General features: G+C 71.0%; 18 protein-coding genes and 1 pseudogene. 5 read left to right on the top strand and 14 right to left on the bottom strand.

The features are described 5' to 3' along the window. Positions 1-15: 15 nt before the first annotated feature. The 10 genes and pseudogenes from ACEL92_RS15040 to ACEL92_RS15085 form a co-directional block, all read right to left on the bottom strand. Positions 16-510 carry an arginine repressor gene (locus ACEL92_RS15040; protein ID WP_374021540.1) on the bottom strand — a complete coding sequence of 165 codons (495 nt, stop codon included), beginning with the start codon at positions 508-510 and terminating at the stop codon, positions 16-18. Then, the gene (argF, locus tag ACEL92_RS15045; protein ID WP_374021541.1) at positions 507-1,433 is read right to left on the bottom strand and encodes an ornithine carbamoyltransferase; all 927 of its coding nucleotides are present in this window, start codon (positions 1,431-1,433) and stop codon (positions 507-509) included. The genes ACEL92_RS15040 and argF overlap by 4 nt, the downstream gene beginning before the upstream one ends. Then, on the bottom strand, positions 1,426-2,631 hold the full coding sequence (locus tag ACEL92_RS15050; protein WP_374021542.1) for an acetylornithine transaminase: 1,206 nt from the start codon (positions 2,629-2,631) through the stop codon (positions 1,426-1,428). The genes argF and ACEL92_RS15050 overlap by 8 nt, the downstream gene beginning before the upstream one ends. Next, positions 2,628-3,515, bottom strand: a complete 888-nt coding sequence (argB, locus tag ACEL92_RS15055; protein ID WP_374021543.1) for an acetylglutamate kinase — start codon at positions 3,513-3,515, stop codon at positions 2,628-2,630. The genes ACEL92_RS15050 and argB overlap by 4 nt, the downstream gene beginning before the upstream one ends. Then, positions 3,512-4,723 (bottom strand): bifunctional glutamate N-acetyltransferase/amino-acid acetyltransferase ArgJ, encoded by a 1,212-nt coding sequence (gene argJ, locus ACEL92_RS15060; RefSeq protein WP_374021544.1) that lies wholly within the window; start codon positions 4,721-4,723, stop codon positions 3,512-3,514. Before argJ ends, argB begins: the two co-directional genes overlap by 4 nt. Further along, a pseudogene (gene argC, locus ACEL92_RS15065) lies at positions 4,720-5,779 on the bottom strand (N-acetyl-gamma-glutamyl-phosphate reductase). The gene argJ and the pseudogene argC overlap by 4 nt, the downstream one beginning before the upstream one ends. Positions 5,780-5,819: 40 nt before the next feature. Next, complete coding sequence (pheT, locus tag ACEL92_RS15070; protein ID WP_374021545.1) at positions 5,820-8,306, bottom strand: phenylalanine--tRNA ligase subunit beta; 2,487 nt, start codon at positions 8,304-8,306, stop codon at positions 5,820-5,822. Then, positions 8,306-9,349: a phenylalanine--tRNA ligase subunit alpha gene (gene pheS, locus ACEL92_RS15075; RefSeq protein ID WP_374021546.1), complete on the bottom strand. Its 1,044-nt coding sequence runs from the start codon at positions 9,347-9,349 to the stop codon at positions 8,306-8,308. Before pheS ends, pheT begins: the two co-directional genes overlap by 1 nt. 132 nt (positions 9,350-9,481) lie before the next feature. Further along, positions 9,482-10,288, bottom strand: a complete 807-nt coding sequence (locus ACEL92_RS15080; RefSeq protein WP_374021547.1) for a rhomboid-like protein — start codon at positions 10,286-10,288, stop codon at positions 9,482-9,484. Between the two features lie 17 nt (positions 10,289-10,305). Beyond that, on the bottom strand, positions 10,306-11,220 hold the full coding sequence (locus ACEL92_RS15085) for an adenylate/guanylate cyclase domain-containing protein (RefSeq protein WP_374021548.1): 915 nt from the start codon (positions 11,218-11,220) through the stop codon (positions 10,306-10,308). Positions 11,221-11,411: 191 nt separating this feature from the next. On the opposite strand from ACEL92_RS15085, the gene ACEL92_RS15090 reads away from it, so the two are divergent. Next, positions 11,412-12,455, top strand: a complete 1,044-nt coding sequence (locus ACEL92_RS15090) for an oxygenase MpaB family protein (protein ID WP_374021549.1) — start codon at positions 11,412-11,414, stop codon at positions 12,453-12,455. Here the strand turns inward: ACEL92_RS15090 and ACEL92_RS15095 are convergent. The 4 genes from ACEL92_RS15095 to infC form a co-directional block, all read right to left on the bottom strand. Further along, on the bottom strand, positions 12,442-13,233 hold the full coding sequence (locus tag ACEL92_RS15095; protein WP_374026226.1) for a TrmH family RNA methyltransferase: 792 nt from the start codon (positions 13,231-13,233) through the stop codon (positions 12,442-12,444). The genes ACEL92_RS15090 and ACEL92_RS15095 overlap by 14 nt on opposite strands. A gap of 3 nt (positions 13,234-13,236) precedes the next feature. Beyond that, entirely contained in the window at positions 13,237-13,632 is a 396-nt protein-coding gene (gene rplT, locus ACEL92_RS15100; RefSeq protein WP_067281580.1) for a 50S ribosomal protein L20, read from the bottom strand. A 67-nt stretch (positions 13,633-13,699) separates the two neighbouring features. Next, complete coding sequence (rpmI, locus tag ACEL92_RS15105; protein WP_374021550.1) at positions 13,700-13,894, bottom strand: 50S ribosomal protein L35; 195 nt, start codon at positions 13,892-13,894, stop codon at positions 13,700-13,702. A 29-nt stretch (positions 13,895-13,923) separates the two neighbouring features. Continuing rightward, complete coding sequence (infC, locus tag ACEL92_RS15110) at positions 13,924-14,532, bottom strand: translation initiation factor IF-3 (protein ID WP_082950068.1); 609 nt, start codon at positions 14,530-14,532, stop codon at positions 13,924-13,926. A gap of 422 nt (positions 14,533-14,954) precedes the next feature. On the opposite strand from infC, the gene lysX reads away from it, so the two are divergent. From lysX to ACEL92_RS15130, 4 genes are all read left to right on the top strand, one after another. Further along, positions 14,955-18,296 carry a bifunctional lysylphosphatidylglycerol synthetase/lysine--tRNA ligase LysX gene (lysX, locus tag ACEL92_RS15115; protein WP_374021551.1) on the top strand — a complete coding sequence of 1,114 codons (3,342 nt, stop codon included), beginning with the start codon at positions 14,955-14,957 and terminating at the stop codon, positions 18,294-18,296. 75 nt (positions 18,297-18,371) lie between these two features. Then, positions 18,372-19,856: an alpha/beta hydrolase gene (locus ACEL92_RS15120; RefSeq protein WP_374021552.1), complete on the top strand. Its 1,485-nt coding sequence runs from the start codon at positions 18,372-18,374 to the stop codon at positions 19,854-19,856. Between the two features lie 179 nt (positions 19,857-20,035). Then, positions 20,036-20,281, top strand: coding sequence for a hypothetical protein (locus ACEL92_RS15125; protein WP_374021553.1), 246 nt, complete (start codon positions 20,036-20,038; stop codon positions 20,279-20,281). 31 nt (positions 20,282-20,312) lie between these two features. Next, on the top strand, positions 20,313-22,052 hold the full coding sequence (locus ACEL92_RS15130) for a serine/threonine-protein kinase PknH/PknJ (protein WP_374021554.1): 1,740 nt from the start codon (positions 20,313-20,315) through the stop codon (positions 22,050-22,052). The last annotated feature ends 2 nt before the right edge of the window (positions 22,053-22,054 follow it).

Below are 22,054 nucleotides of genomic sequence, written 5' to 3' on the forward strand. Positions count from 1 at the left end.
AACCAATCTCCTTTTTTAGGTGAGCTCTTCAAGGGTGCGGGCCAGCTCGGCGCCGGTCATCGGCTCTCGGGCGGCCACGAAGACGGTGTCGTCACCGGCGATGGTGCCGACGACGTACGGTAGCGCCGCGCGGTCGATCGCGCTGGCCAAATAGTTGGCCCCGCCCGGCGGGGTGCGCAGCACGGCGAGGTTGGCGCTGGCGTCGGCCGACACCAGCAGCTCGCTCAGCAGCCGGGACAGCCGGGCGGTGCCGCCGGACACCCCGCGCACCGGACTGCCGTCCTCGGGGACGATGTAGACCCCGACGCCGCCGTCGGCGCCCCGCAGCTTCACCGCGCCCAGCTCCTCGAGGTCGCGCGACAGGGTCGCCTGGGTGACCTCGATGCCCTCGTCGGCCAGCCGAGCCGCCAGCTCGCTCTGGCTGCTGATCGATGCCGACGACAGGATCGCCACGATGCGGTCCTGCCGGCCGGCCCGGGTGATCTCCGCGGTGGTCTTCGAGCGGGTCATCGGGAGCGCTCCAGCAGCCACACCAGCAGCGCCTTCTGGGCGTGCAGGCGGTTCTCGGCCTCGTCCCACACCACGCTGGCCGGCCCGTCCATCACGGCGTCGGTGATCTCGTCGCCGCGGTGGGCCGGAAGGCAGTGCAGCACAATGGCTTCCGGGTCGGCGAGGCCCAGGAGCCGCTCGTCGACCCGGTACGGCAGGAACGGTGTGCGGCGGTCGCGCCCGTCGTCCTCCTGCCCCATCGACGTCCAGGTGTCGGTCACCAGGACGTCGGCGCCGCGCGCGGCCGCGTCGGCGTCGGCGGTGAGCGTGACCGAGGCGCCGGTGGCTTCGGCGCGCTGCGTGGCGGCCGCGACGAAGGCCGGGGCGGGGGCGAAGCCGTCCGGCGCGGCGATCGTGACGTGCATGCCGGCGGTCACCCCGCCGAGCAGCAGCGAGTGGGCCATGTTGTTGGCGCCGTCGCCGAAGTAGGACATCCGCAGCCCCGCCAGCGACCCCTTGTGTTCGGCGATCGTCTGCAGGTCGGCGAGCACCTGGCAGGGATGGAAGTCGTCGGAGAGCGCGTTGACCACCGGCACCGTCGCCGCCTCGGCCATGGCCGCGAGCCGGCTCTGCTCGAAGGTCCGCCACACGATGGCCTCGACGTAGCGGGACAGCACCCGCGCGGTGTCGGCCAGCGTCTCGTCGCGGCCCAGTTGCGTGTTGCGGGCGTCGACGACGACGGCGTGCCCGCCGAGCTGGGCGATGCCCACCTCGAAGGAGAACCGGGTGCGGGTGGAGTTCTTGTCGAAGAGCACCGCGACGCCGCGCGGCCCCTCCAGCGGGCGCCAGCTGAACGGGTCCTTCTTGAGCTCGGCGGCCAGCTGCAGCACCTCGGCCTGCTCCTGGGGGGACAGGTCGTCGTCGCGCAGGAAATGCCTAGGCATGTGCGGCCCTATCCAGGATGCCGGGCAGGGCCGCCACGAAGCCGTCGAGCTGGGCTTCGGTGATGATCAGCGGCGGGGCCAGCCGGATGACGTCGGGGGCGGCGGCGTTGACCAGGAAACCTGCTGCGCGCGCGGCGCTTTCGGCCTCCTTGGCCCGCGGCGCGGTGAGCACCACGCCCTGCAGCAACCCGCGCCCGCGGACGTGGTCGATCAGCGGGTGATTCAGGGATTCGATGCCGTGGCGAACGGACTTGCCGAGCACCTCGGCGTGCCGGGTCAGGTCCTGGTCCGCGATCACCCGCAGCACCGCCCGCGCCGCCGCCGCGCAGATCGGGTTGCCGCCGAAGGTGCTGCCGTGCAGACCGGGGGTCATCAGGTCGGCGGCCGGCCCGACGGCCAGGCAGGCGCCGATGGGCAGCCCGCCGCCGAGCCCCTTGGCCATGGTGACGATGTCCGGGGTGATGCCGTCGTGCTGGTGGGCGAAAAAGGCGCCGGTGCGGCCCATTCCGGTCTGCACCTCGTCGAGCACCAGCAGCGCCCCGTGCCGGGCGGTGATGTCGCGGGCGGCGCTCAGGTAGCCCTCGGGCGGGACGACGACGCCGCCCTCCCCCATGATCGGCTCGAGGAACACCGCGGCGGTCGTGTCGTCGACCGCGGCGGCCAACGCGTCGGCGTCGCCGTAGGCCACGTGCGTGACGTATCCGGGCAGCGGTTCGAACGGCGCCTGCTTGCTCGGCTGACCGGTCAGCGCCAGCGAGCCCATCGTGCGGCCGTGGAAACCGCCTTGGGCCGCAACCAGTTTCGTGCGCCCGGTCAGCCGCGACAGCTTGAACGCCACCTCGTTGGCCTCGGTCCCCGAATTGCAGAAGAACGCCCGCGTCGGCGCCCCGGTGTCCTCGGAGGTACCGAGCAGGGCCACCAGCTCCTCGGCCAGGGCGATGCCCGGTTCGCTGGCGTACAGGTTGGAGGTGTGACCCAGCGTCGCCATCTGGTGCGTGACGGCCTCGATGACCGCGGGGTGGCGGTGGCCGAGGACGTTGACGGCGATGCCGCCGAGCAGGTCCAGGTAGGTGTTGCCGTCGACGTCGGTGACCACGGCCCCGTCACCGCTGGCCAAGGCCAGCGGCGGGGTGCCGTAGTTGTTCATCATCACGGCTTCCCAGCGCTGCCGCATCGCGTCCCCTCGGGTGTCAGTCACGCGGGCACCACCTTGGTGCCGGTGCCCGCGTCGGTGAAAAGCTCCACCAGCACACAGTGTTCGACCCGCCCGTCGATGACGTGCGCGCTCGGCACGCCCGCGGTCACGGCCCGCAGGCACGCCTCGACCTTGGGGATCATCCCCGCCTCCAGCGTGGGTAGCAGTTGCGAAAGTGTGGCGGTGTCGATCTCGCTGACCAACGAGCCGCGGTCCGGCCAGCTGGTGTAGAGGCCCTCGACGTCGGTGAGCATCAACAGCTTTTCGGCGCGCAGCGCCTCGGCGAGCGCGGCCGCGGCGGTGTCGGCGTTGATGTTGTGCACCACGCCCTCGGCGTCCGGGGCCAACGTCGACACCACCGGAATGCGGCCCGCGGTAATCAGATCCAACACCGCCGCGGTGTTGACCCGCTCGACGTCGCCCACCAACCCGATGTCGGTGACCACTCCGTCCACGGTGACACTGCGCCGCACGGCGGTGAACAGCTGCGCGTCCTCGCCGGTGATGCCGACGGCATAGGGCCCGTGTGCGTTGATCAGGTTGACCAGTTGGCGACCCACCTGGCCGAACAACACCATCCGCGCCACGTCGAGCACTTCCGGTGTGGTGACCCGGAATCCGCCCTTGAAGTCGCCCTCGATGCCGAGGCGGCGCAGCATGGCGGTGATCTGCGGGCCGCCGCCGTGCACGACGACCGGCAGGATGCCGCAGTTGCGCAGGAAGGCCATGTCGGCGGCGAACGCGTGCCGCAGCGTGTCGTCGGTCATGGCGTTGCCGCCGTACTTGATGACGACGACTTTGCCGTACAGCTGCTTGAGCCAGGGCAGCGCCTCGGCCAGCACCTGGGCCTTGACCGCGGTGGACAACTCTTCCGTTTTGAAAGTCATGAGCTGTAGGCCGAGTTCTCTTCGACGTAGGCGTGCGAGAGGTCGGTGGTGCGCACGGCGGCGGCGCCGTCGCCCACCCCCAGGTCGACGGTGATGTCGATGTCGGCACCGGAGAGGTCCACCTCGCGCGCGCCGGGCGCCCCCACCCCGTCGATGCACACGGCAAACCCGTTGAACGACACGGTGATTCGGTCCGGATCCAGCGTCACCGGCGCCATGCCGACGGCCGCCAGCACCCGGCCCCAGTTGGGGTCGGACCCGAAGACCGCGGTCTTGACCAGGCTGTCGCGGGCGATCACCCGCGCGGCGGTCAGCGCGTCGTCCTCGGTGGCGGCCCCGGTCACGGTGACGGTGACGCGTTTGGTGACACCCTCGGCGTCGGCCTGCAGCTGCGCGCACAGGTCGTCGCAGACCCGCAGCACGGCGTCGTCCAGATCGGCCTGGCCCGGTGTGATTTCGCTTGCCCCCGAAGCCAGCAGCAGCACGGTGTCGTTGGTCGAACAGCTCCCGTCGATGTCGAGCCGGTCGAAGGTGCGCGCGGTGGCCCGGCGCAGCGCCCGGTCGAGCGCGACGGGCTCGACGGCCGCGTCGGTGGTGAGTACGCAGAGCATGGTGGCCAGCGACGGCGCCAGCATGCCCGCGCCCTTGGCCATCCCACCGACGGTCCAGTTGCCCGCGTGGTGCAGCGCGACCTGCTTCGGCACGGTGTCGGTGGTCATGATCGCGCGCGCGGCCTCATCGCCGCCGCTCAGCCCGCCGGCCATGTCCTGCACGATCGTCCGGACTCCGGCCAGCACCTTGTCCATCGGCAACCGGTCACCGATCAATCCGGTCGAGCACACCGCGACCTCGATGGCGCCGGTCTCGGTTCCCCAGTCCGACAACGCCGCCGCGACCGCCTCGGCGGTGGCGTGGGTGTCCTGGAAGCCGCCCGGGCCGGTGCAGGCGTTGGCACCACCGGAGTTGAGGATCACCGCGCGCAGGGCGCCGGTGCTCAGCGCCTGCTGGGTCCACAGCACCGGCGCGGCCTTGACCTTATTGCGGGTGAACACCCCGGCGGCCGCGTAGTCGGGGCCCTCGTTGAAGACCAGGGCCAGGTCGCGGTTGCCCGACGCCTTGATGCCGGCGGCGATGCCGGCGGCCCGGAACCCGGCCGGCGCGGTGACGCCCTGTTCGCGCACCAAGCGCGTCTCCGCGGTGCGAGTCACGGCGCGATCCCGACCACCGAAAGGCCTTGCGCCTCCGGCCAGCCCAGCGCCAGGTTCATCGCCTGCACCGCCGCGCCGCCGGTGCCCTTGACCAGGTTGTCGATCGCGGCGATGGCCACGAACGTCTCGGCGGCCTCGTCCACCGCGACGGCGATGTGCGCCGCGTTGCTGCCGATCACCGAGCCGGTGCGGGGCAGCTGGCCCTCGGGCAGCAGGTGGACGAAGGGCTCTGCGTCGTAAGCCTTTTCGTAGGCGGCGCGCAGCTGCGACAGCGGCGAGCGGGTGCGCGCGGTGCAGGTGGCCAGGATGCCGCGCGACGTCGGGATCAGCACCGGGGTGAACGAGACCGTGACGTCGCGGTCGGTGACCGCCCGCAGGCCCTGGGCGATCTCGGGGGTGTGCCGGTGGGCCCCCGCGATGTTGTAGGCCCGCGCCGACCCGATGACCTCGGAGCCGAGCAGGTCGGTCTTGGCGGCCCGGCCCGCGCCCGAGGTGCCGCTGACGGCGACGACGGTGACGGCGGGCTCGATCAGGTCCTCGGCGACCGCGGGGAACAGCGCCAGCAGCGCCGCGGTCGGGTAGCAGCCCGGCACGGCGATGCGGCGGGCGCCGCGCAGCCGTTCCCGCCCGCCCGGCAGTTCCGGCAGCCCGTAGGGCCAGCTGCCGGCGTGCGGGGACCCGTAGAACCGCTCCCAGGCGGCGGCGTCGGTGAGCCGGAAGTCGGCGCCGCAGTCGATGATCAGGGTGTCGGGGCCGAGCTGTTCGGCCAGCGCGGCCGAGTGCCCGTGCGGCAGGGCCAAGAACACCACGTCGTGGCCGGCGAGCACCGCGAGTTCGGTGGGTTCGACCACCCGCTGCGCCAGCGGCGTGAGGTGCGGGTGGTGCTCGGCCAGCAAGCTGCCCGCGCTGGTCGCGGCGGTCAGCGACCCGACGGCGAGGCGGCCGTCGGCGTAGGCCGGATGCCCCAGCAGCAGGCGCAGGATCTCACCGCCCGCATAGCCGCTGGCCCCGGCAACCGCCACCCTTAATACGTCGGCCATTCCGCCGATTCTGCATGGTTATGCAATGCTTTGCAAATCCATTACCAGGGTTGGGGCTAGGCCCGCAGCTCGGCCCCGACCGCCTCGGCGGCGCGGCGCACCGCGGCGTCGCGGGCCGCGCTGGCGTCGTCCTCGGTCAGCGTGCGGTCCGGCGCGCGGAACCGCAGCGCGAAGGTCAGCGATTTGCGGTCCTCCCCGACTTGCGGGCCGGTGAAGACGTCGAACAGCTGCAGGTCTTCCAACAGGTCGCCGGCGCCCTCCCGGACGGCGTCGGCCACCGCCTGGGCCGGCACGTGGGTGGGCACCACCAGGCTGACGTCCTGGAAGACGGCCGGAAACGGCGACACCCTGGGTGCGGGCAACGCCTCGACGATCGGGATCGCGTCGAGGTCGAGCTCGACCGCGCAGGTCCCCTTCGGCAGCCCGCAGCGCTCGATCACCGCCGGGTGCAGCTGGCCGGCGTGGCCGACGACGGTCTCCCCGACGAGCACCTCGGCGCAGCGGCCGGGGTGCCACGGCAGGTGCTGGGCCGCCCGCAGGGTCACCGAGACCCCGCTGGCGCGGGCGATGGTGCGGGCCGCCTCGAACGCGTCGGCGGCTTCGACCCGGCGGCCGGGCCCCCAGGGGCCGCGCCGTTCGCGCAGCCCGGCCAGCACCGCCGCGACGTGCTGCGGTTGCCGGGGCAACGAGGCGTCCAGCACCGCTATCTCTTCGTCGGTGGGCCGCCGGTGCACGGGGATCGGCTGCACGCCGCGGGTCTGTTCGGTCGGTTGCACCACCTGCGCCACCGCGTACAGCGCGACGTCCACCAGACCGCGGGACACGTTGCGCGCCAACGCTTCCAGCAGCGCGGGCAACAGCGTGGTGGCCAGGTGCGGGCGGTCGGCCTCCAGCGGGTTGAGCACCTGGGTTGTCGAGCGTCGCGGATCGTCGGCCGGCAGCCCCCACAGGTCGAACACGCCCGCGGGCAGGAACGGCGTCGGCAGGATCTCGACGTAGCCGGACTGGGCCAGCGATCTGCCGATGGCCCGGCGACGCTTCTGCCTCGCCGTGAGGCCCCGGCCCGCCGGGGCCGCGGGCAGCACCGACGGGATGGTTTCCAGCCCCTCCAGGCGCAGCACCTCCTCGACGAGGTCGGCGGGCTGCAACAGGTCGGGCCGCCAGCTCGGCGGGATCACCGTCAGCGTCCCGCCGCCGTCGCTCACCGATGCCCCGACCTGCGCCAGCCGCCGCGCGGTGGTGCCCGGTGGGTAGGCGACCCCGGCGACGCGGTCGGGCAAATCGGCGGGTATCCGGATCGGCGGGAGCGACCAGTCGTCGGTCGGCGGCTCGCCGCGCCAATCGGTCAGCTCGTCCGACACCGCTCCCCCGGCGATGTCCACGAGCAGCGCCGCGCAGCGGTCCAGCGCGGCGACCGAGATCGCCGGGTCCACCCCGCGCTCGTAGCGCCGGGCGGCCTCGCTGGGCAGGTGCAAACGCCGCTGGGTGCGCGAGACGGCGGCCGGGTCCCACACGGCGGCCTCCAGCAGCACGTCGGTGGAGTCGGCGCGGACCTCGGTGCTCGCCGCGCCCATCACGCCGCCGATCGCCGCGGTCGCCCGGTCGTCGACGATCAGGACGTCGGCCGGGTCGAGCCGGCGCTCGACGTCGTCGAGGGTGACGACGGTCTCGCCGGCCCGGGCGAACCGCACCGCGAGGCCCCCCGAGATGCGGTTGCAGTCGTGCGCGTGCATGGGGTGGCCGAGCTCGAGCATCACGTAGTTGGTGACGTCCACCGCCGGGGAGGTCGCGCGGATGCCGGCCAACAACAGCCGGCGCTGGAGCCACCACGGCGACACGGCGGCGGGGTCGATGCCGGTCACCGGGCGCAGGGCGAACCGGCGGACACCGGTTTCGGGCTGGACGGTCAACGGCCAGGCCTCCCCCACGGCCGGCAATGGCTTGACGTCCGCGGGGTCGACGAAGTCGAGGTCGTAGGCGCAGGCGATCTCGCGGGCCAGGCCGCGCACCGACATGCAGTAGCCCCGGTCGGGGGTGATCGCCAGGTGGAAGACCACGTCGTCCAACCCCAGCACCGCGGCGCCGGCGGCGCCCGGTTCGGCGGTGCCGGGCGGCAACACCAGGATGCCGGAATGGTCGGCGCCCAAACCCAATTCGGCCGCCGAGCAGATCATGCCGTCTGAGTCGCGGCCGTAGGTCTTGCGCGCCGTGATGGCGAACCCGCCGGGCAGCGTGGTGCCGGGCAGCGCCACCACCACCAGGTCGCCGACGGCGAAGTTGGTTGCGCCGCAGACGATGTCGCGCGGCTCGGGCTCGCCGACGTCGACCCGGCAGGCCCGGATCGGCTTCTTGAACCCGGTGAGCTCCTCGATGGCGGCCACCCGTCCCACGGTCAGCGGCCCGTCGACCGGGCCGAGGGTGACGACCTCCTCGACCTCGTGGCCGATGCGCACCAGCGTCTGCTCGAGATCGCCGGGCGCGACGTCGAAGTCCGGGGCGCCGGCCGCCACGATCTCCCGCAACCAGCTGTAGGGGATGCGCATCAGGCACCCACCCCGAAGGGCAGCGAGAACCGGACGTCGCCCTCGACCATGTCGCGCATGTCGGGGATGCCGTTGCGGAACTGCAGGGTGCGTTCCAGGCCCATCCCGAACGCGAACCCGGAGTACTCCTCGGGGTCGATTCCCGCGGCGCGCAGCACGTTCGGGTGCACCATGCCGCAGCCGCCCCACTCGACCCAGCCGGCCCCGCCCTTCTTGCCGACGAACCAGACGTCGACCTCGGCCGAGGGTTCGGTGAACGGGAAGAAGTGCGGCCGGATCCGGGTGCGGGCCCCGGGGCCGAACTCGGCGCGGGCGAACGCGTCCAGCGTGCCCCGCAGGTGCGCCATGGACAGCCCGCGGTCCACCGCCAACCCTTCGACCTGGTGGAAGACCGGTGTGTGAGTGGCGTCGAGTTCGTCGGTGCGGAAGGTGCGCCCGATCGAGATGATGTACACCGGCAGCTCGTGGGCCAGCAGGGTGCGCACCTGAACCGGCGAGGTGTGGGTGCGCAGCAGCTGCCGGGAATCGTCCGGCGCGATGTAGAACGTGTCCTGCTCGCTGCGCGCCGGGTGGTCCGCCGGGAAGTTCAGCGCGTCGAAGTTGAACTGCTCGGTTTCGACTTCGGGTCCCTCGGCCAACTCCCAGCCCATCGCGACGAAGGTGTCGGCGATGTGCTCGGCCAGCTGGGTGATCGGGTGCCGGGCGCCGACCGGTTGCCGGCTCGACGGCAGGGTGACGTCGATGCGCTCGGCGGCCAGCACGGCCGCGTCGCGCTCGGCGCGCAGCGCCGCCAGGCGTTCGTCGTAGCTGCGCTGGGCCTCGGTCCGCGCGGCGTTGACCCGCTTGCCGGCGTCGGCGCGCTCGGCCTTGGGGACGCCGCCGAGCGCCTGGCGGGCCAGCGCCAGCGGCGAGCGGTCGCCGAGGTGCTCGGTCTTCACGCGTGCCAGCGCGTCGAGATCGCCGGCGCGTGCGATCGCCTCCCGGGCGGCGTCCACCGCCTTGGTCAAGGCGTCCGGTGACAGGTCGACGGGCTGAGCACCCACGCGGCGACACTCTCCTTGCTGATGTGGGCTGGGGAGGAAGTGGCCCAGCGGCAAGTGCCGATCATAGTGATGCGGCGTGGACCGCCCGGCGGGCGCGTGGGACTGGCGACGCTCCGGCGGCGCGCGGCCTGCCTAGCCCGCGGTGACCGGCTGCGGGCTGCTCAGCGCTTCGTCGTCCAACGCCGCGCCGCGGGCGGTGGCGAACTGCACGATCTTGTGGGCCGCCAGGGCGCCCAGGATGCCGAATACGGGCGCCCCGGCCATGGTCCCCCAGTGGTGAGCCAGCAGCAGGAAGCCGAAGCCCGACGAGGCGGCCAGCATCAGGATGCGCACCGGCGTCCAGTGGATGGGCTGACGGAACCGGGCGGACACCAGCACGCCCAGGACCACGGCGACGGTGTGACCGGCGTCGGTGAAATCGCCGCCGATGATCGCCGACGCGATGCCGGCCGACACCCACCAGCCGACCCAGGCGGGCCGCCAGCGCTGGGGAATCACCGCCGTCATCGCGCCGAGCACCGCCAGGGCGCCGTAGCTCATGCCAACGTCGCTGGCCCGGGTGATCGACACCGGCATCCACTCGAACTCGACGGCCGCGGCCAGGGCGGCGGCCACCAGCAGCGTCGCGCCGATGTGCCCGATCAGGAACGCGACGACCAGCCGGATGGTGCGCAGGTGCAGCTCGCCGAGCGCGAGCAGGCAGGTCAGGAAGGGCAGCCAGAAGTAGAGCGGACCCGCGTCGACCACCAGCGCGCTGCCCAGCAGCGTGCCGATGTGGCCGTGGGCGAGGTTGTGCAGGTTGGTGCTGGCGCGTTCGACCAGCACGTCATGCGCGTGCGGGCCGAGCGCCAGGATGGCACCGCTGACGCCAAGCAACGCCGCGACGTACCCCACCGTGAATTGGACCCGGGCGAGCCGGGAGAAGATGCCCCCAAACATTGCATCCATTATGTCGGCTAATTTGTTTCGGAGGTGTGATCGGACGCTGTCAACTCCCTATGAGTCCGCAACCGGTATATCGCCAGATCGGCCGGGACTCCGGTCGTCTTCGGGGAGAAAACGGGTTTACGTGCGCGTTTGGCGACGACGCCCATCGCGTCGAGTTCACTCTGGGGGATCAGGTCGAGTGTCGAACCTGACACCATCACCCCGCCCTTGGTGGCCCGCTCCATCACCCGCGCGGCGATGTTGACGTCGACCCCGAGCCAGTCCGACGCCATCCGCTGGGGCCGGCCGGTGTGGATCCCGACGCGCATCCGCGGCGTGTGACCCGCCACCTCGACCGACTTCAACGCCTCTTTGGCGGCCAGCACCGCCCGCACCGCGACGGTCGGGTCGCCGAACACCGCCATCAGGCCGTCGCCCATCCGTTTGACGATGTGGCCGCCGGCGTCCAGCAGCGGCGGCTCGACGGCCCGCGCCACCTGTCGCAGCAGGGCCAGCGCCGCCTCGTCGCCGGCCTGCAGGGACCAGGACGAGAAGCCGACGAGGTCGGTGAAGACCAGGGTGACCTCCGGGTTGGCCGGCCGTCGGGATACCGACTCGGTCAGCGCCTGCCACACCTGCAACAGCCCGAGGCCCACCTCACGCGACACCGCGTCGCGATCCCCCAGCAGCCGGTCGGCGGCGCGCGCCGCGGCGCGCGGCCCACCGTCGCCGGCCGTGGAGAGCGGGTCGCCGAACTCGGGATCGCCGGGCAGCAGCCGCCGCGCCCGGCGGATCAAGGCCACCGCGCCCGGGCTGCGGTTGCGGTTGTGCAACCACTGCGTCGCGTTGTGCACCGAGACCGAAGGACGCCGCGGGGAATCGGATGCCGTCGCCCTCGGTTCTTCGGGCCCGCCCGAATCCGTATCGCGACGCGCGAGTTCCACTCGGCCAGGTTATTTCCTTCCGCACGACGCGGGCAATGAAGGGTCGCGCCGCAGTGGTGCGGCTCGCGACGTATCGCCTGATCACGACTGCGGCACGCCGCTGTCGACGGTCGATAACACCGGCGGGTACGCGCCGCCGAAAGCGTAGACAACGCCCGTTGTCAAAGTTATCGTGAGCGCAGGAGGCCGAGATGACTGCCATTCCAACGACATCCGACGATCCGCTGGGACCGGATTCGCTCACCTGGAAATACTTCGGCGATCTCCGCACGGCAATGATGGGTGTCTGGATCGGCGCGATCCAGAACATGTACCCGGAGCTCGGGGCGGGCGTCGAGGAGCATTCGATCCTGCTGCGCGAGCCCCTGCAGCGGGTGGCCCGCTCGGTCTATCCGATCATGGGCGTGGTCTACGACGGCGACCGCGCGGCGGCGACCGGCCAACAAATCAAGAGCTATCACCGCACCATCAAGGGCGTCGACGCGTCCGGGCGCCGGTATCACGCGCTGAACCCGGAGACGTTCTACTGGGCGCACGCGACCTTCTTCATGCTGGTGATCAAGGTGGCCGAGTACTTCTGCGGCGGCCTGACCGAGGCCGAGAAAAGGCAGCTGTTCGACGAGCACGTGCGGTGGTACCGGATGTACGGGATGAGCATGCGCCCCGTGCCCGGCTCCTGGGAGGAGTTCTGCGAGTACTGGGACCGGGTCTGCCGCGAGGAACTCGAGATCAACCAGGCGACGCTGGACATCTTCCAGATCCGGATTCCGAAGCCGAAATTCGTGCTGATGCCCACGCCGATGTGGGACCAGATGTTCAGGCCGCTGGTCGCCGGCCAGCGCTGGATCGCGGCTGGCCTGTTCGAGCCGGCGGTTCGCGAAAAGGCGGGCATGCGCTGGACCCCCGGCGACGAGGTGCTGCTGCGCCTGTTCGGCAAGCTCATCGAGCTGGCCTTCCTGGCGGTCCCCGACGAGATCCGGCTGCACCCGCGCGCGCTGGCCGCCTACCGCCGGGCGCAGGGCCGGTTGCCCAGCAACGCGCCGTTGGCGGAGGCGCCGACGTTCATGGCGCCGCCCCGCGACCGCCGCGGGCTGCCGATGCATTACTTCCCCCCGAAGCCCCGCTCGCCCCTCGACCCGGCCAAGGCGCTGATGGAGCGCGCCGGCTCGCTGGTGCACGGGACGCTGTCGCTGGCGGGCCTGCGGACCGCCCGGGGGCGCGTCAGGGCCGCCTGAACGCGCCCAGCGCCTGCGCGCTCTGGTAGAGGCAGATCGCCGCGGCGGAGGCCACGTTCAGGCTCTCGGCCGCGCCGGCCATCGGGATGCGCATGCGGTGATCGGCCGCCGTCGCGATTTCGCTTGGCAGGCCCTGTGATTCGGGCCCGAACAGCCACGCCGTCGGCCTGCCGAGCAGCTCGGCGGCCTCGTCGAGCCGCGTCTCGCCGTCGACCGTGGTGGCCAGCACCTGCAGCCCCGCCTCGCGCAGGGCGCCCAGCGCCGCGGGGGCGTCGGGCGCGGCGACGACCGGGACCGAGAAGATGCTGCCGGCCGAAGCGCGCAGGCATTTGCCGTTGTACGGGTCGACGCTGTGCCCGCCGAGGATGACGCCGTCGGCGCCCATGGCGTCGGCGATGCGGATGATCGTGCCGGCATTGCCGGGCTCGCCGATCCCGACGGCGACCGCGACCAGCCGGGGCGAGCCGGCCAGCACGTCCGCCAGCCGGGTCGACGGCATCTCGCACACCGCCACCAGCCCGGCCGGGGTGACGGTGTCCGACAGCGCCTTTGCCGCCCGCTCGGTGACCAGCTGCACCGAATCACGCTGGGCCTCGAGCAAAGCCGCATATCGTTGCGCGGCGGCCTCGGTGACGAAGACATCGCGGACCAGGCCGCGGGCGGCCGCGGCCTGGACCAGGTTGGGGCCCTCGGCCAGGAATCGGCCCGCCCGCCGCCGGCCGACGTGCCGATGCAGTTTGACCGCCGCGGCGACGCGGGCCGAACGTTCGGTCAGCAGGGGCTAGGCGGCCTCTCCGGAATCCGACGGGGCGTTGACGTCCTCGGGCAGCGCGGCCCGGGCGACGTCAACCAGCGCGGTGAACGCCGCGGGGTCGGTGATCGCGATGTCGGCGAGGTTCTTGCGGTCCACTTCCACACCGGCGGCCTTCAGACCCTGGATCAGCCGGTTGTAGGTGATGTCGTTGGCGCGCGCCGCCGCATTGATCCGCGAGATCCACAGTTTGCGGAACTCGCCCTTGCGCGCGCGGCGGTCGCGGTAGGCGTAGTTCAGCGAATGCAGTTGCTGCTCTTTGGCTTTGCGGTAGAGCCGCGAGCGCTGGCCGCGATAGCCCTTCGAGGCCTTGAGAATGCTGCGCCTCTTCTTTTGGGCGTTGACCGCCCGCTTCACGCGTGCCATGGATGTTCCTACTCTCTAAGTAATGGTCGGGTGCCGGCAGCGGTGCCGGCACTCGGCTTGTTGTCGGTCAGCCGTTCAGCAGCTTGTTGACCCGCTTGGTGTCGTTGGCCGACACGTTGGTGCGGCCTTCCAGACGACGGGTCCGGGTGGACGGCTTGTGCTCGAACAGGTGCCGGCGGTTGGCTTTCTCGCGCAGGATCTTGCCGGTTCCGGTGCGCCGGAACCGCTTCGAAGCCCCGCTGTGGGTCTTGGCCTTGGGCATGTTTCCTCTGATTCTCGATTCGTGCCGGGTCAGTTGGGTGAAGGGTTGGTGTCGGCGCCCGCATCGGCGTCCGATGCCGCGCCCTCCCCGGGTCCTTCGGGGTGCCGCGCCCTGGCGCGGGTTTTCGCGCCGCGGTGCGGGGCCAGCACCATCGTCATGTTGCGGCCGTCCTGCTTGGCGGACGTCTCGACGAAGCCGTATTCGGCGACGTCCGCGCCCAGCCGCTGCAGCAAGCGGTAGCCCAGTTCGGGCCGCGACTGCTCGCGTCCGCGGAACATGATGGTGACCTTCACCTTCGAACCCGCCTCCAGGAAGCGGATCACGTGACCCTTTTTGGTCTCGTAATCGTGATCGTCGATCTTGGGTCGCAGCTTCTGCTCTTTGACGACGGTCTGCTGCTGGTTGCGGCGGGATTCGCGCGCCTTCTGCGCCGCCTCGTATTTGAACTTGCCGTAGTCCATGATCTTGCAGACCGGGGGTCTGGCGTTCGGGGCGACTTCGACAAGGTCGAGATCGGCGTCCGCAGCGACGCGCAGTGCGTCTTCGATGCGCACTATGCCTACCTGCTCTCCCCCGGGGCCGATCAATCTGACTTCAGGTACGCGGATGCGCTCGTTGACGCGGGTCTCAGTGCTGATGGGGCCTCCCTTGTTGGGCTTATACGTGTCGCGACCGGGCCTGGGTCGGATCCAGCGGCGGAAACACCACACCACCAGCAGAAAAGCCCTGCAATAGCAGGGCCCAATGCCGACCGATCGAGGCTTGCCAATGGCGAAGCCGCCCGCGTCGCTCGCGGAACAGACACGCATGCGCGATGCCTGTGACCGGACCGCGAAGCCTTGAAAGAAATCGTGGCTCGCGGTGGGAGTGGGACTCCACTTACTGTTTCCTGGCCTTCGCCGGGATGGTCGCAATCGCCAGTTTAGCAGCCACGGGACGGCTTTCCGTACTTCGCCCTTCGACCCCCTGCGGCGGCGTCGGGCGACGAGGCGAACTATTGCCAGCCGCTCTTAGCGCTTCGCCAAGCTTTTCACGGATTGAGGGCATATCCTCGCGGTCTGTGACACTCGCTTCATCTCGTTCGGGGCCCCGTTCGGGGGCCCGCGGTCGGTCGCAGTCCCGGTATCGCTGGGTACCGGCGGCGGCCGGGTGGACCGTGGGCGTCATCGCCACGGTGTCATTGCTGGCCAGTGTGTCCCCGGCCCTGCGGTGGCTGATCAAAGTCCCGCACGAGTTCATCAACAACTACCTGTTCAACTTCCCCGACACCAGCATCGCGTGGTCGTTCGTGCTGGCGCTGCTGGCGGCCGCCCTGACCGCGCGGAAACGGATCGCCTGGCTGGTGCTGCTGGGCCAGATGATCCTGGCCGCGGCGTTGAACGCCGCCGACATCGCCGCGGGCGACAACACCGCCGCCGAGACCTTCGGGGAGAACCTCGGGTTCGCGGTGCACATCGTCGCGATCGTGCTGCTGGTGCTGGCCTACCGGGAGTTCTGGGCCAAGGTCAGAAAGGGCGCGCTGGTCAAGGCCGCCGCGGTGCTCGTCGCCGGCGACGTGATCGGGATTTTGGTGTCCTGGGGCCTGGTCGAGTTGTGGCCGGGGACGCTGGCGCGCCAGGACCGCCTGCCCTACGTCGCCAACCGGGTGGTCGGCTTCGCCCTGGCCGACCCCGACCTGTTCACCGGCAAGCCGCACGTCTTCCTCAACGCGATCTTCGGACTGTTCGGCGCGCTGGCGCTGATCATGGCGACCATCGTGCTGTTCCAATCCCAGCGGGCCGAAAACGCGCTGACGGGCGAGGACGAGTCGGCCATCCGCGGGCTCCTCGAGCTGTACGGCAAGAACGACTCGCTGGGCTACTTCGCGACCCGCCGCGACAAGTCGGTGGTCTTCGCGCCCAGCGGCCGCGCCGCGATCACCTACCGCGTGGAGGTCGGCGTGTGCCTGGCCAGCGGCGACCCGATCGGCGAGCCGCGGGCGTGGCCGCAGGCCATCGACGCCTGGCTGGGCCTGTGCCAGACCTACGGCTGGGCGCCGGGTGTCATGGGCGCCAGCACGCAGGGGGCGCGGGTGTATCGGGAAGCCGGGCTGAACGCGCTGGAGCTGGGCGACGAGGCGATCCTGCGGACCGCCGACTTCCGGCTGTCCGGTCCCGACATGCGCGGTGTGCGCCAAGCCGTGACCCGGGCCCGCCGGGCCGGACTGACCGTGCGGATTCGGCGGCACCGGGACATCTCGGCCGAGGAGATGGCCGAGACCATCACCCGCGCCGACGCCTGGCGTGACACCCAGACCGAGCGCGGCTTCTCCATGGCGCTGGGCCGGCTCGGCGATCCGGCGGACGGGGACTGCCTGCTGGTCGAGGCGCTGGACCGGGACGGCGCCGTCGTGGCGATGCTGTCGCTGGTCCCGTGGGGAACCACGGGCGTCTCCCTGGACCTGATGCGACGTTCCCCGCAATCCCCCAACGGCACCATCGAGCTGATGGTCAGTGAGCTCGCCCTGACCGCCGAAACCCTTGGCATCAGCCGGATTTCGCTGAACTTCGCGATGTTCCGCTCGGCGTTCGAACAGGGCGCCCAGCTCGGCGCCGGCCCGGTCGCCCGGTTGTGGCGGGGGCTGCTGTTGTTCTTCTCCCGGTGGTGGCAGCTGGAGACGCTGTACCGGTCGAACATGAAGTACCAACCCGAATGGGTTCCCCGCTACGCCTGCTACGAGGACGCGCGGCTGATCCCCCGCGTGGGCGTCGCCTCGGTGATCGCGGAGGGCTTCCTGGTGCTGCCGTTCACCCGGCGCGACAGGGTGCACACCGGCCATCACCCCGCCGTGCCCGCCCGGCTGGCGGAGTCGGGCCTGCTGCATCACGACGGCTCGGCGCCCGACGTCAGCGAGCTGCAGCAGCGACGCGACGACGCCGAACTGGAAGAGTCCAGGGCGCGCCTGCCCGAGCAGGTCCGGGTCCGGCTGGCCAAGCTGAAGATCCTGCAGCGCAAGGGGATCGACGCCTACCCGGTCGGCTCCCCGCCCACCCACACGGTCTCGCGGGCACTGGACGCGGACGACCAGGAGACCGTCTCGGTGTCGGGCCGGATCTTACGGATCCGCGACTACGGCGGCGTGCTGTTCGCCCAGCTGCGGGACTGGTCGGGCGAATTGCAGGTGCTGCTGGACAATTCACGCCTGGAGCGCGGCCGCACCGCAGATTTCACGGCGGCCATCGACCTCGGCGACCTGGTCGAGATGACCGGGCACATGGGTTTCTCCAAGAACGGAACCCGCTCGTTGATCGTGCGCGACTGGCGGATGATCGGAAAGTGCCTGCGGCCGCTGCCCAACAAGTGGAACGGGTTGACCGACCCGGAGGCGCGGGTGCGGACCCGCTACGTCGACCTGGCCGTCAACCCGGAATCCCGCGAGCTGATCACGGCCCGCAGCAGCGTCCTGCGCTCCGTCCGGGAAACGTTGTTCGCCAAGGGTTTCATCGAGGTCGAGACGCCGATTCTGCAGCAGATCCACGGCGGGGCGACCGCCCGGCCGTTCGTCACCCACATCAACACCTACGACATGGACCTGTTCCTGCGCATCGCGCCGGAGCTGTACCTGAAGCGGTTGTGCGTCGGCGGCGTGGAGCGGGTGTTCGAGCTGGGCCGCGCCTTCCGCAACGAGGGCGTGGACTTCAGCCACAACCCGGAGTTCACGCTGCTGGAGGCCTACCAGGCGCACGCCGACTACACCGTCTGGATCGACGGCTGCCGCGAGCTCATCCAGAACGCCGCGCAGGCGGCCCACGGGGAGCAGATCGTGCTGCGACCCCGCGGCGACGGCGACGGCGGGCTGCATCCGGTCGACATCTCCGGGGACTGGCCGGTCAAGACGGTGCACGACGCGGTGTCCGAGGCGCTCGGGGAACACATCGATCCGGACACGCCCCTGTCCGTGCTGCGCAAACTTTCCGACGCCGCCCACATCCCGTATCGCGCGCAGTGGGACAGCGGCGCCGTGGTGCTGGAGCTCTACGAACACCTGGTCGAGGACCGCACCGAGGGGCCAACCTTCTACATCGACTTCCCGACGTCCGTCTCGCCGCTGACCCGGCCCCACCGCAGCCGGCACGGTGTCGCCGAACGATGGGACCTGGTGGCCTGGGGCGTCGAGCTGGGGACCGCCTACAGCGAGCTCACCGATCCGGTGGAGCAGCGGCGCCGCCTGCAGGAGCAGTCGCTGCTGGCCGCCGGCGGCGACCCCGAGGCGATGGAGCTCGACGAGGACTTCCTGCAGGCGATGGAGTACGCGATGCCGCCCACCGGCGGCCTCGGCATGGGCATCGATCGGCTCGTCATGCTCATAACGGGTCGCAGCATCCGTGAGACGCTGCCATTCCCGCTGGCCAAGCCGCACTGACCCGCCCCGCCAGGGGTGGGCCTCGACGGCGAACATTCGGTGAACATGTTCCAGCCCGGTTAACAATCGCTCACAATGAATGCCGTGACCGCGTCGACGACCTACGCCACGACGCAGTTGCTGGCAAGTAGTCACACGTCCCTGATGCACGGCTGGGTGCCCATCACGATCCAGGTGATGACCGCCGTGGTGCTGACGCTGGCCGTGGGCTGGCGATCGCGCCGGTGGCGGACGGTGTGGCTGCCGGCGGCCGCGTCGCTCGGCGCTGCCGCCGCCTACCTGACCCACTGGTACATCGTCGACCGCGGCCTGTCCGACGAGCCGGCGCCGGCCGCCCTATGGCTCTGGATCACCCTGACGGGCACCGCGGCGGCGGTGCTGATCCTCGGATGGCGCAGCGCGCGCGGCTGGCGGCGCGGCGCCGGGCTGCTGGCCATACCGCTGTGCGCACTGTGCGCGGCCCTGGTGCTCAACCTCTGGGTCGGCTACTTCCCCACCGTGCAGGCCGCGTGGAGCCAGCTCACCTCCGGCCCGCTGCCCGACCAGACCGACCCGGCCACCGTCACCGCCATGGCCGCCAAGCGGGCGCGGCCGCCGCACGGCAGCGTGGTCCCGGTGGTGATCCCCTCCGACGCGTCGCATTTCAAGCACCGCGGCGAGCTGGTTTACCTGCCGCCCGAATGGTTCACCAGCAGCCCGCCGCCGGCTCTGCCGACGGTCATGATGATCGGGGGCCAGTACAACACCCCCGCGGACTGGACCAGGGCGGGCAACGCGGTCAGGACGATCGACGACTTCGCGGCCGCGCACGACGGCAAGGCCCCGGTGCTGGTGTTCGTCGACTCCGGCGGGGCCTTCAACAACGACACCGAATGCGTCAACGGCGTCCGCGGTAACGCCGCCGACCATCTGACCAAAGATGTTGTGCCGTACCTGATTTCCAAATTCGGCGTGAGCCGGGACCGGACCAATTGGGGCGTCGCCGGCTGGTCCATGGGCGGGACCTGCGCGGTGGACCTGACCGTGATGCACCCCGACATGTTCAGCGCGTTCGTCGACGTGGCCGGCGATTTCTTCCCCAACGCCGGGAACAGGGCACAGACCATCGCCCGGCTCTTCGGCGGAAACGCCGACGCGTGGGCCGCGTTCGACCCCACGACGGTGATCAGCCGGCACGGGCCGTACAAAGACGTGGCCGGCTGGTTCGCGATCTCCTCCGAGGGGCCACCCGCCGGGCGGCACGACCCGCTCATGACCGACAACGGCGCGATTCGGCTGGCCGGTCGGGCGGCCGCGGCCGACCCCGGCAACCAGACCGCGGCCGCCTATTCGCTGTGCGCGCTCGGGCGCGCCAACGGCATCGACTGCGCGGTGCTGGCGCAGCCCGGCAAGCACGACTGGCCGTTCGCCGACCGGGCCTTCGCCACCGCGCTGCCGTGGCTGGCCGGCCGGCTGGGCACGCCGGGGATTCCGCGGACCCCGCTGCCCGGCGCCGCACCGCCCGCGCCCGGCGCCGCGGTCGTCGTCCCGGCGGACCGTTCCAACCCGGCCCGGCGGTAGCCGCGGGTGCCTTCCGTTGCGCGGGTCGAGCGTGCGGTCTTTGCGCGGCGTTGCCATCCGTGTAGCGCCTGGACCCGCTGGGACAGCACACCGCTGATCCTGGTGCCGCCGTGGCAGATGGTGCGCTTATGGGAGCGCGAGCGGCGGGACCGGGCCGGGCTTTTAGTAGCGTAATCACCATGCCCGACGAACCAGCGACGCCCGGCACCGCGCCGACCGACGGGTACGACAGCGCGGGCGTGCCCACCTTCGAGTCCGTGCGCGAGAAGATCGAAAATCGCTACGCGACGTCGCTGGGCGGCGCGGAACTGGACGCCGAGTCCCCCGAGGGCCGTTCGGTCGCCGAGCAATACGACGAGCGCGAGCGCGCCGCCGCCGAGCGGTTGGCCCAGATCCGCGAGTCGATGCGCGCGGACGAGGGCTAGGGAAGCCGGCTTAGCGTCGGGGGGGACGTCGATGAGTGAAACGCAGCCCACTTCGCGGATTGGGAGCAGGTTCGGGCCCTACCAACTGCGGCGACTGCTGGGTCGCGGCGGGATGGGCGAGGTCTACGAGGCCTACGACACCGTCAAGGACCGCGTGGTGGCGCTCAAGCTGATGTCCGAGCAAGTGAGCTCGGATGACTCGTTTCGGCGGCGCATGCAGCGCGAGGCCCGGACTGCGGGCCGGCTGCAGGAACCGCACATCGTGCCGATTCACGATTTCGGCGAAATCGACGGTCAGGTGTTCATCGACATGCGCCTCATCGAGGGGCGCGACGTGGGAGCGGTGCTGAGCCGCACCGGGCCGCTACCACCGCCGCGCGCGGTCGCGATCGTCGAACAGGTCGCCGCCGCCCTTGATGCCGCGCACCGCGCCGGGGTCATCCATCGCGACATCAAACCCGAGAACATCCTGCTCGCCGAGGGCGACTTCGCCTACCTGGTCGACTTTGGCATCGCCGCCGCGGCCACCGACGAGCGGGTAACCAAGACCGGCGCCGCCATCGGCAGCTGGAACTACATGGCACCCGAGCGCTTCGGCAACGACGAGCCCACCTACCGCGTCGACATCTACGCCCTGGCCTGTCTGCTCTTCGAATGCCTCACGGGCACAAGGCCGTTCCAGACCACCAGCCTGAGCAGCCTGATGGCCGCGCACCTGGTGGAGCCGGCGCCGCGGCCGAGCCAGCGCAATCCCGCCGTCCCGGCGGCGTTCGACGAGGTCGTCGCCCGCGGGATGGCCAAAGACCCGGGCGATCGTTACCTCACCGCGGGCGACCTGGCGAAGGCGGCCCTGCACGCGCTGAGCACGCCCGACCAACGCGCGGCGACCGAGCTGATCCAGCACAGCCAACATTTCGCGCCGCCGCGCGTGGAGCCGTTTGCCGGCCAGCCCGCGCCGCCGCATCCGGCGTGGTTCACGACTCCGCCGGGCGCGCCATGGCCGCCGCCCGCGCCGCCGCGGCGCAGGCTGGGGCTGGTCATCGGCGCCCTCGCGCTCGTCGTCGCGGTCATCGCGGGCACCGGGGTGTGGCTGGCGGTCGACAAGTCCGGGGCGACGCAGCCCGACAGCCCGAGCACCACCACCGCCGCCGCACCCCCGACGACGAGCGCGGCGACCACCACCAGCGCCGCCCCGACGGTGGTTCCCGCGCAACTGGATTCGCTCCTGCTTCCGGCCGACCAGATCAACACCCTGGTCGGTACCACCGGCATCATCGTCGACCACAACGTGACCGAGATGACGGACCCGGGCCCCGGCAACACGCTGTCGGATGACAAGTGCCTCGGGGCGCTGATCGGTTTCCAGACCCGGACGTACAAGAGCAGCGGCTACACCGCGATGCTCGCCCAGCTGCTGAAGAAGCCGCACAGCAACCCGGCCTACGTCGTGGTGCAGGGGGTGGTGATCTTCGCCTCCGCCGAGCAGGCCCGGGGATTCGTCAACGACCAGTCGAACCGATGGCGGGACTGCGCGGGGAAATCCGTGACACAGCCCGGCGACAAAGCCCCGCTCGAATGGACTTTCGGGCAGCTGAGCGGCAACCCGCCCAACATCGCTCTGCAGCACACCCTGGCCGACAACTCAGTGGTGTGCCAGCACGTCCTGCAGGCGGTGTCGAATGTGGTCCTCGACGTCAACGTCTGCGCGCCGGGAACCATCAACCAGGCCAGGTTGATCGCCAACCAGATGGCGACGAAGATCCCCGACTGAGG

This window comes from Mycobacterium hainanense, from assembly GCF_041890355.1.
Classification (GTDB): Bacteria; Actinomycetota; Actinomycetes; order Mycobacteriales; family Mycobacteriaceae; genus Mycobacterium; species Mycobacterium hainanense.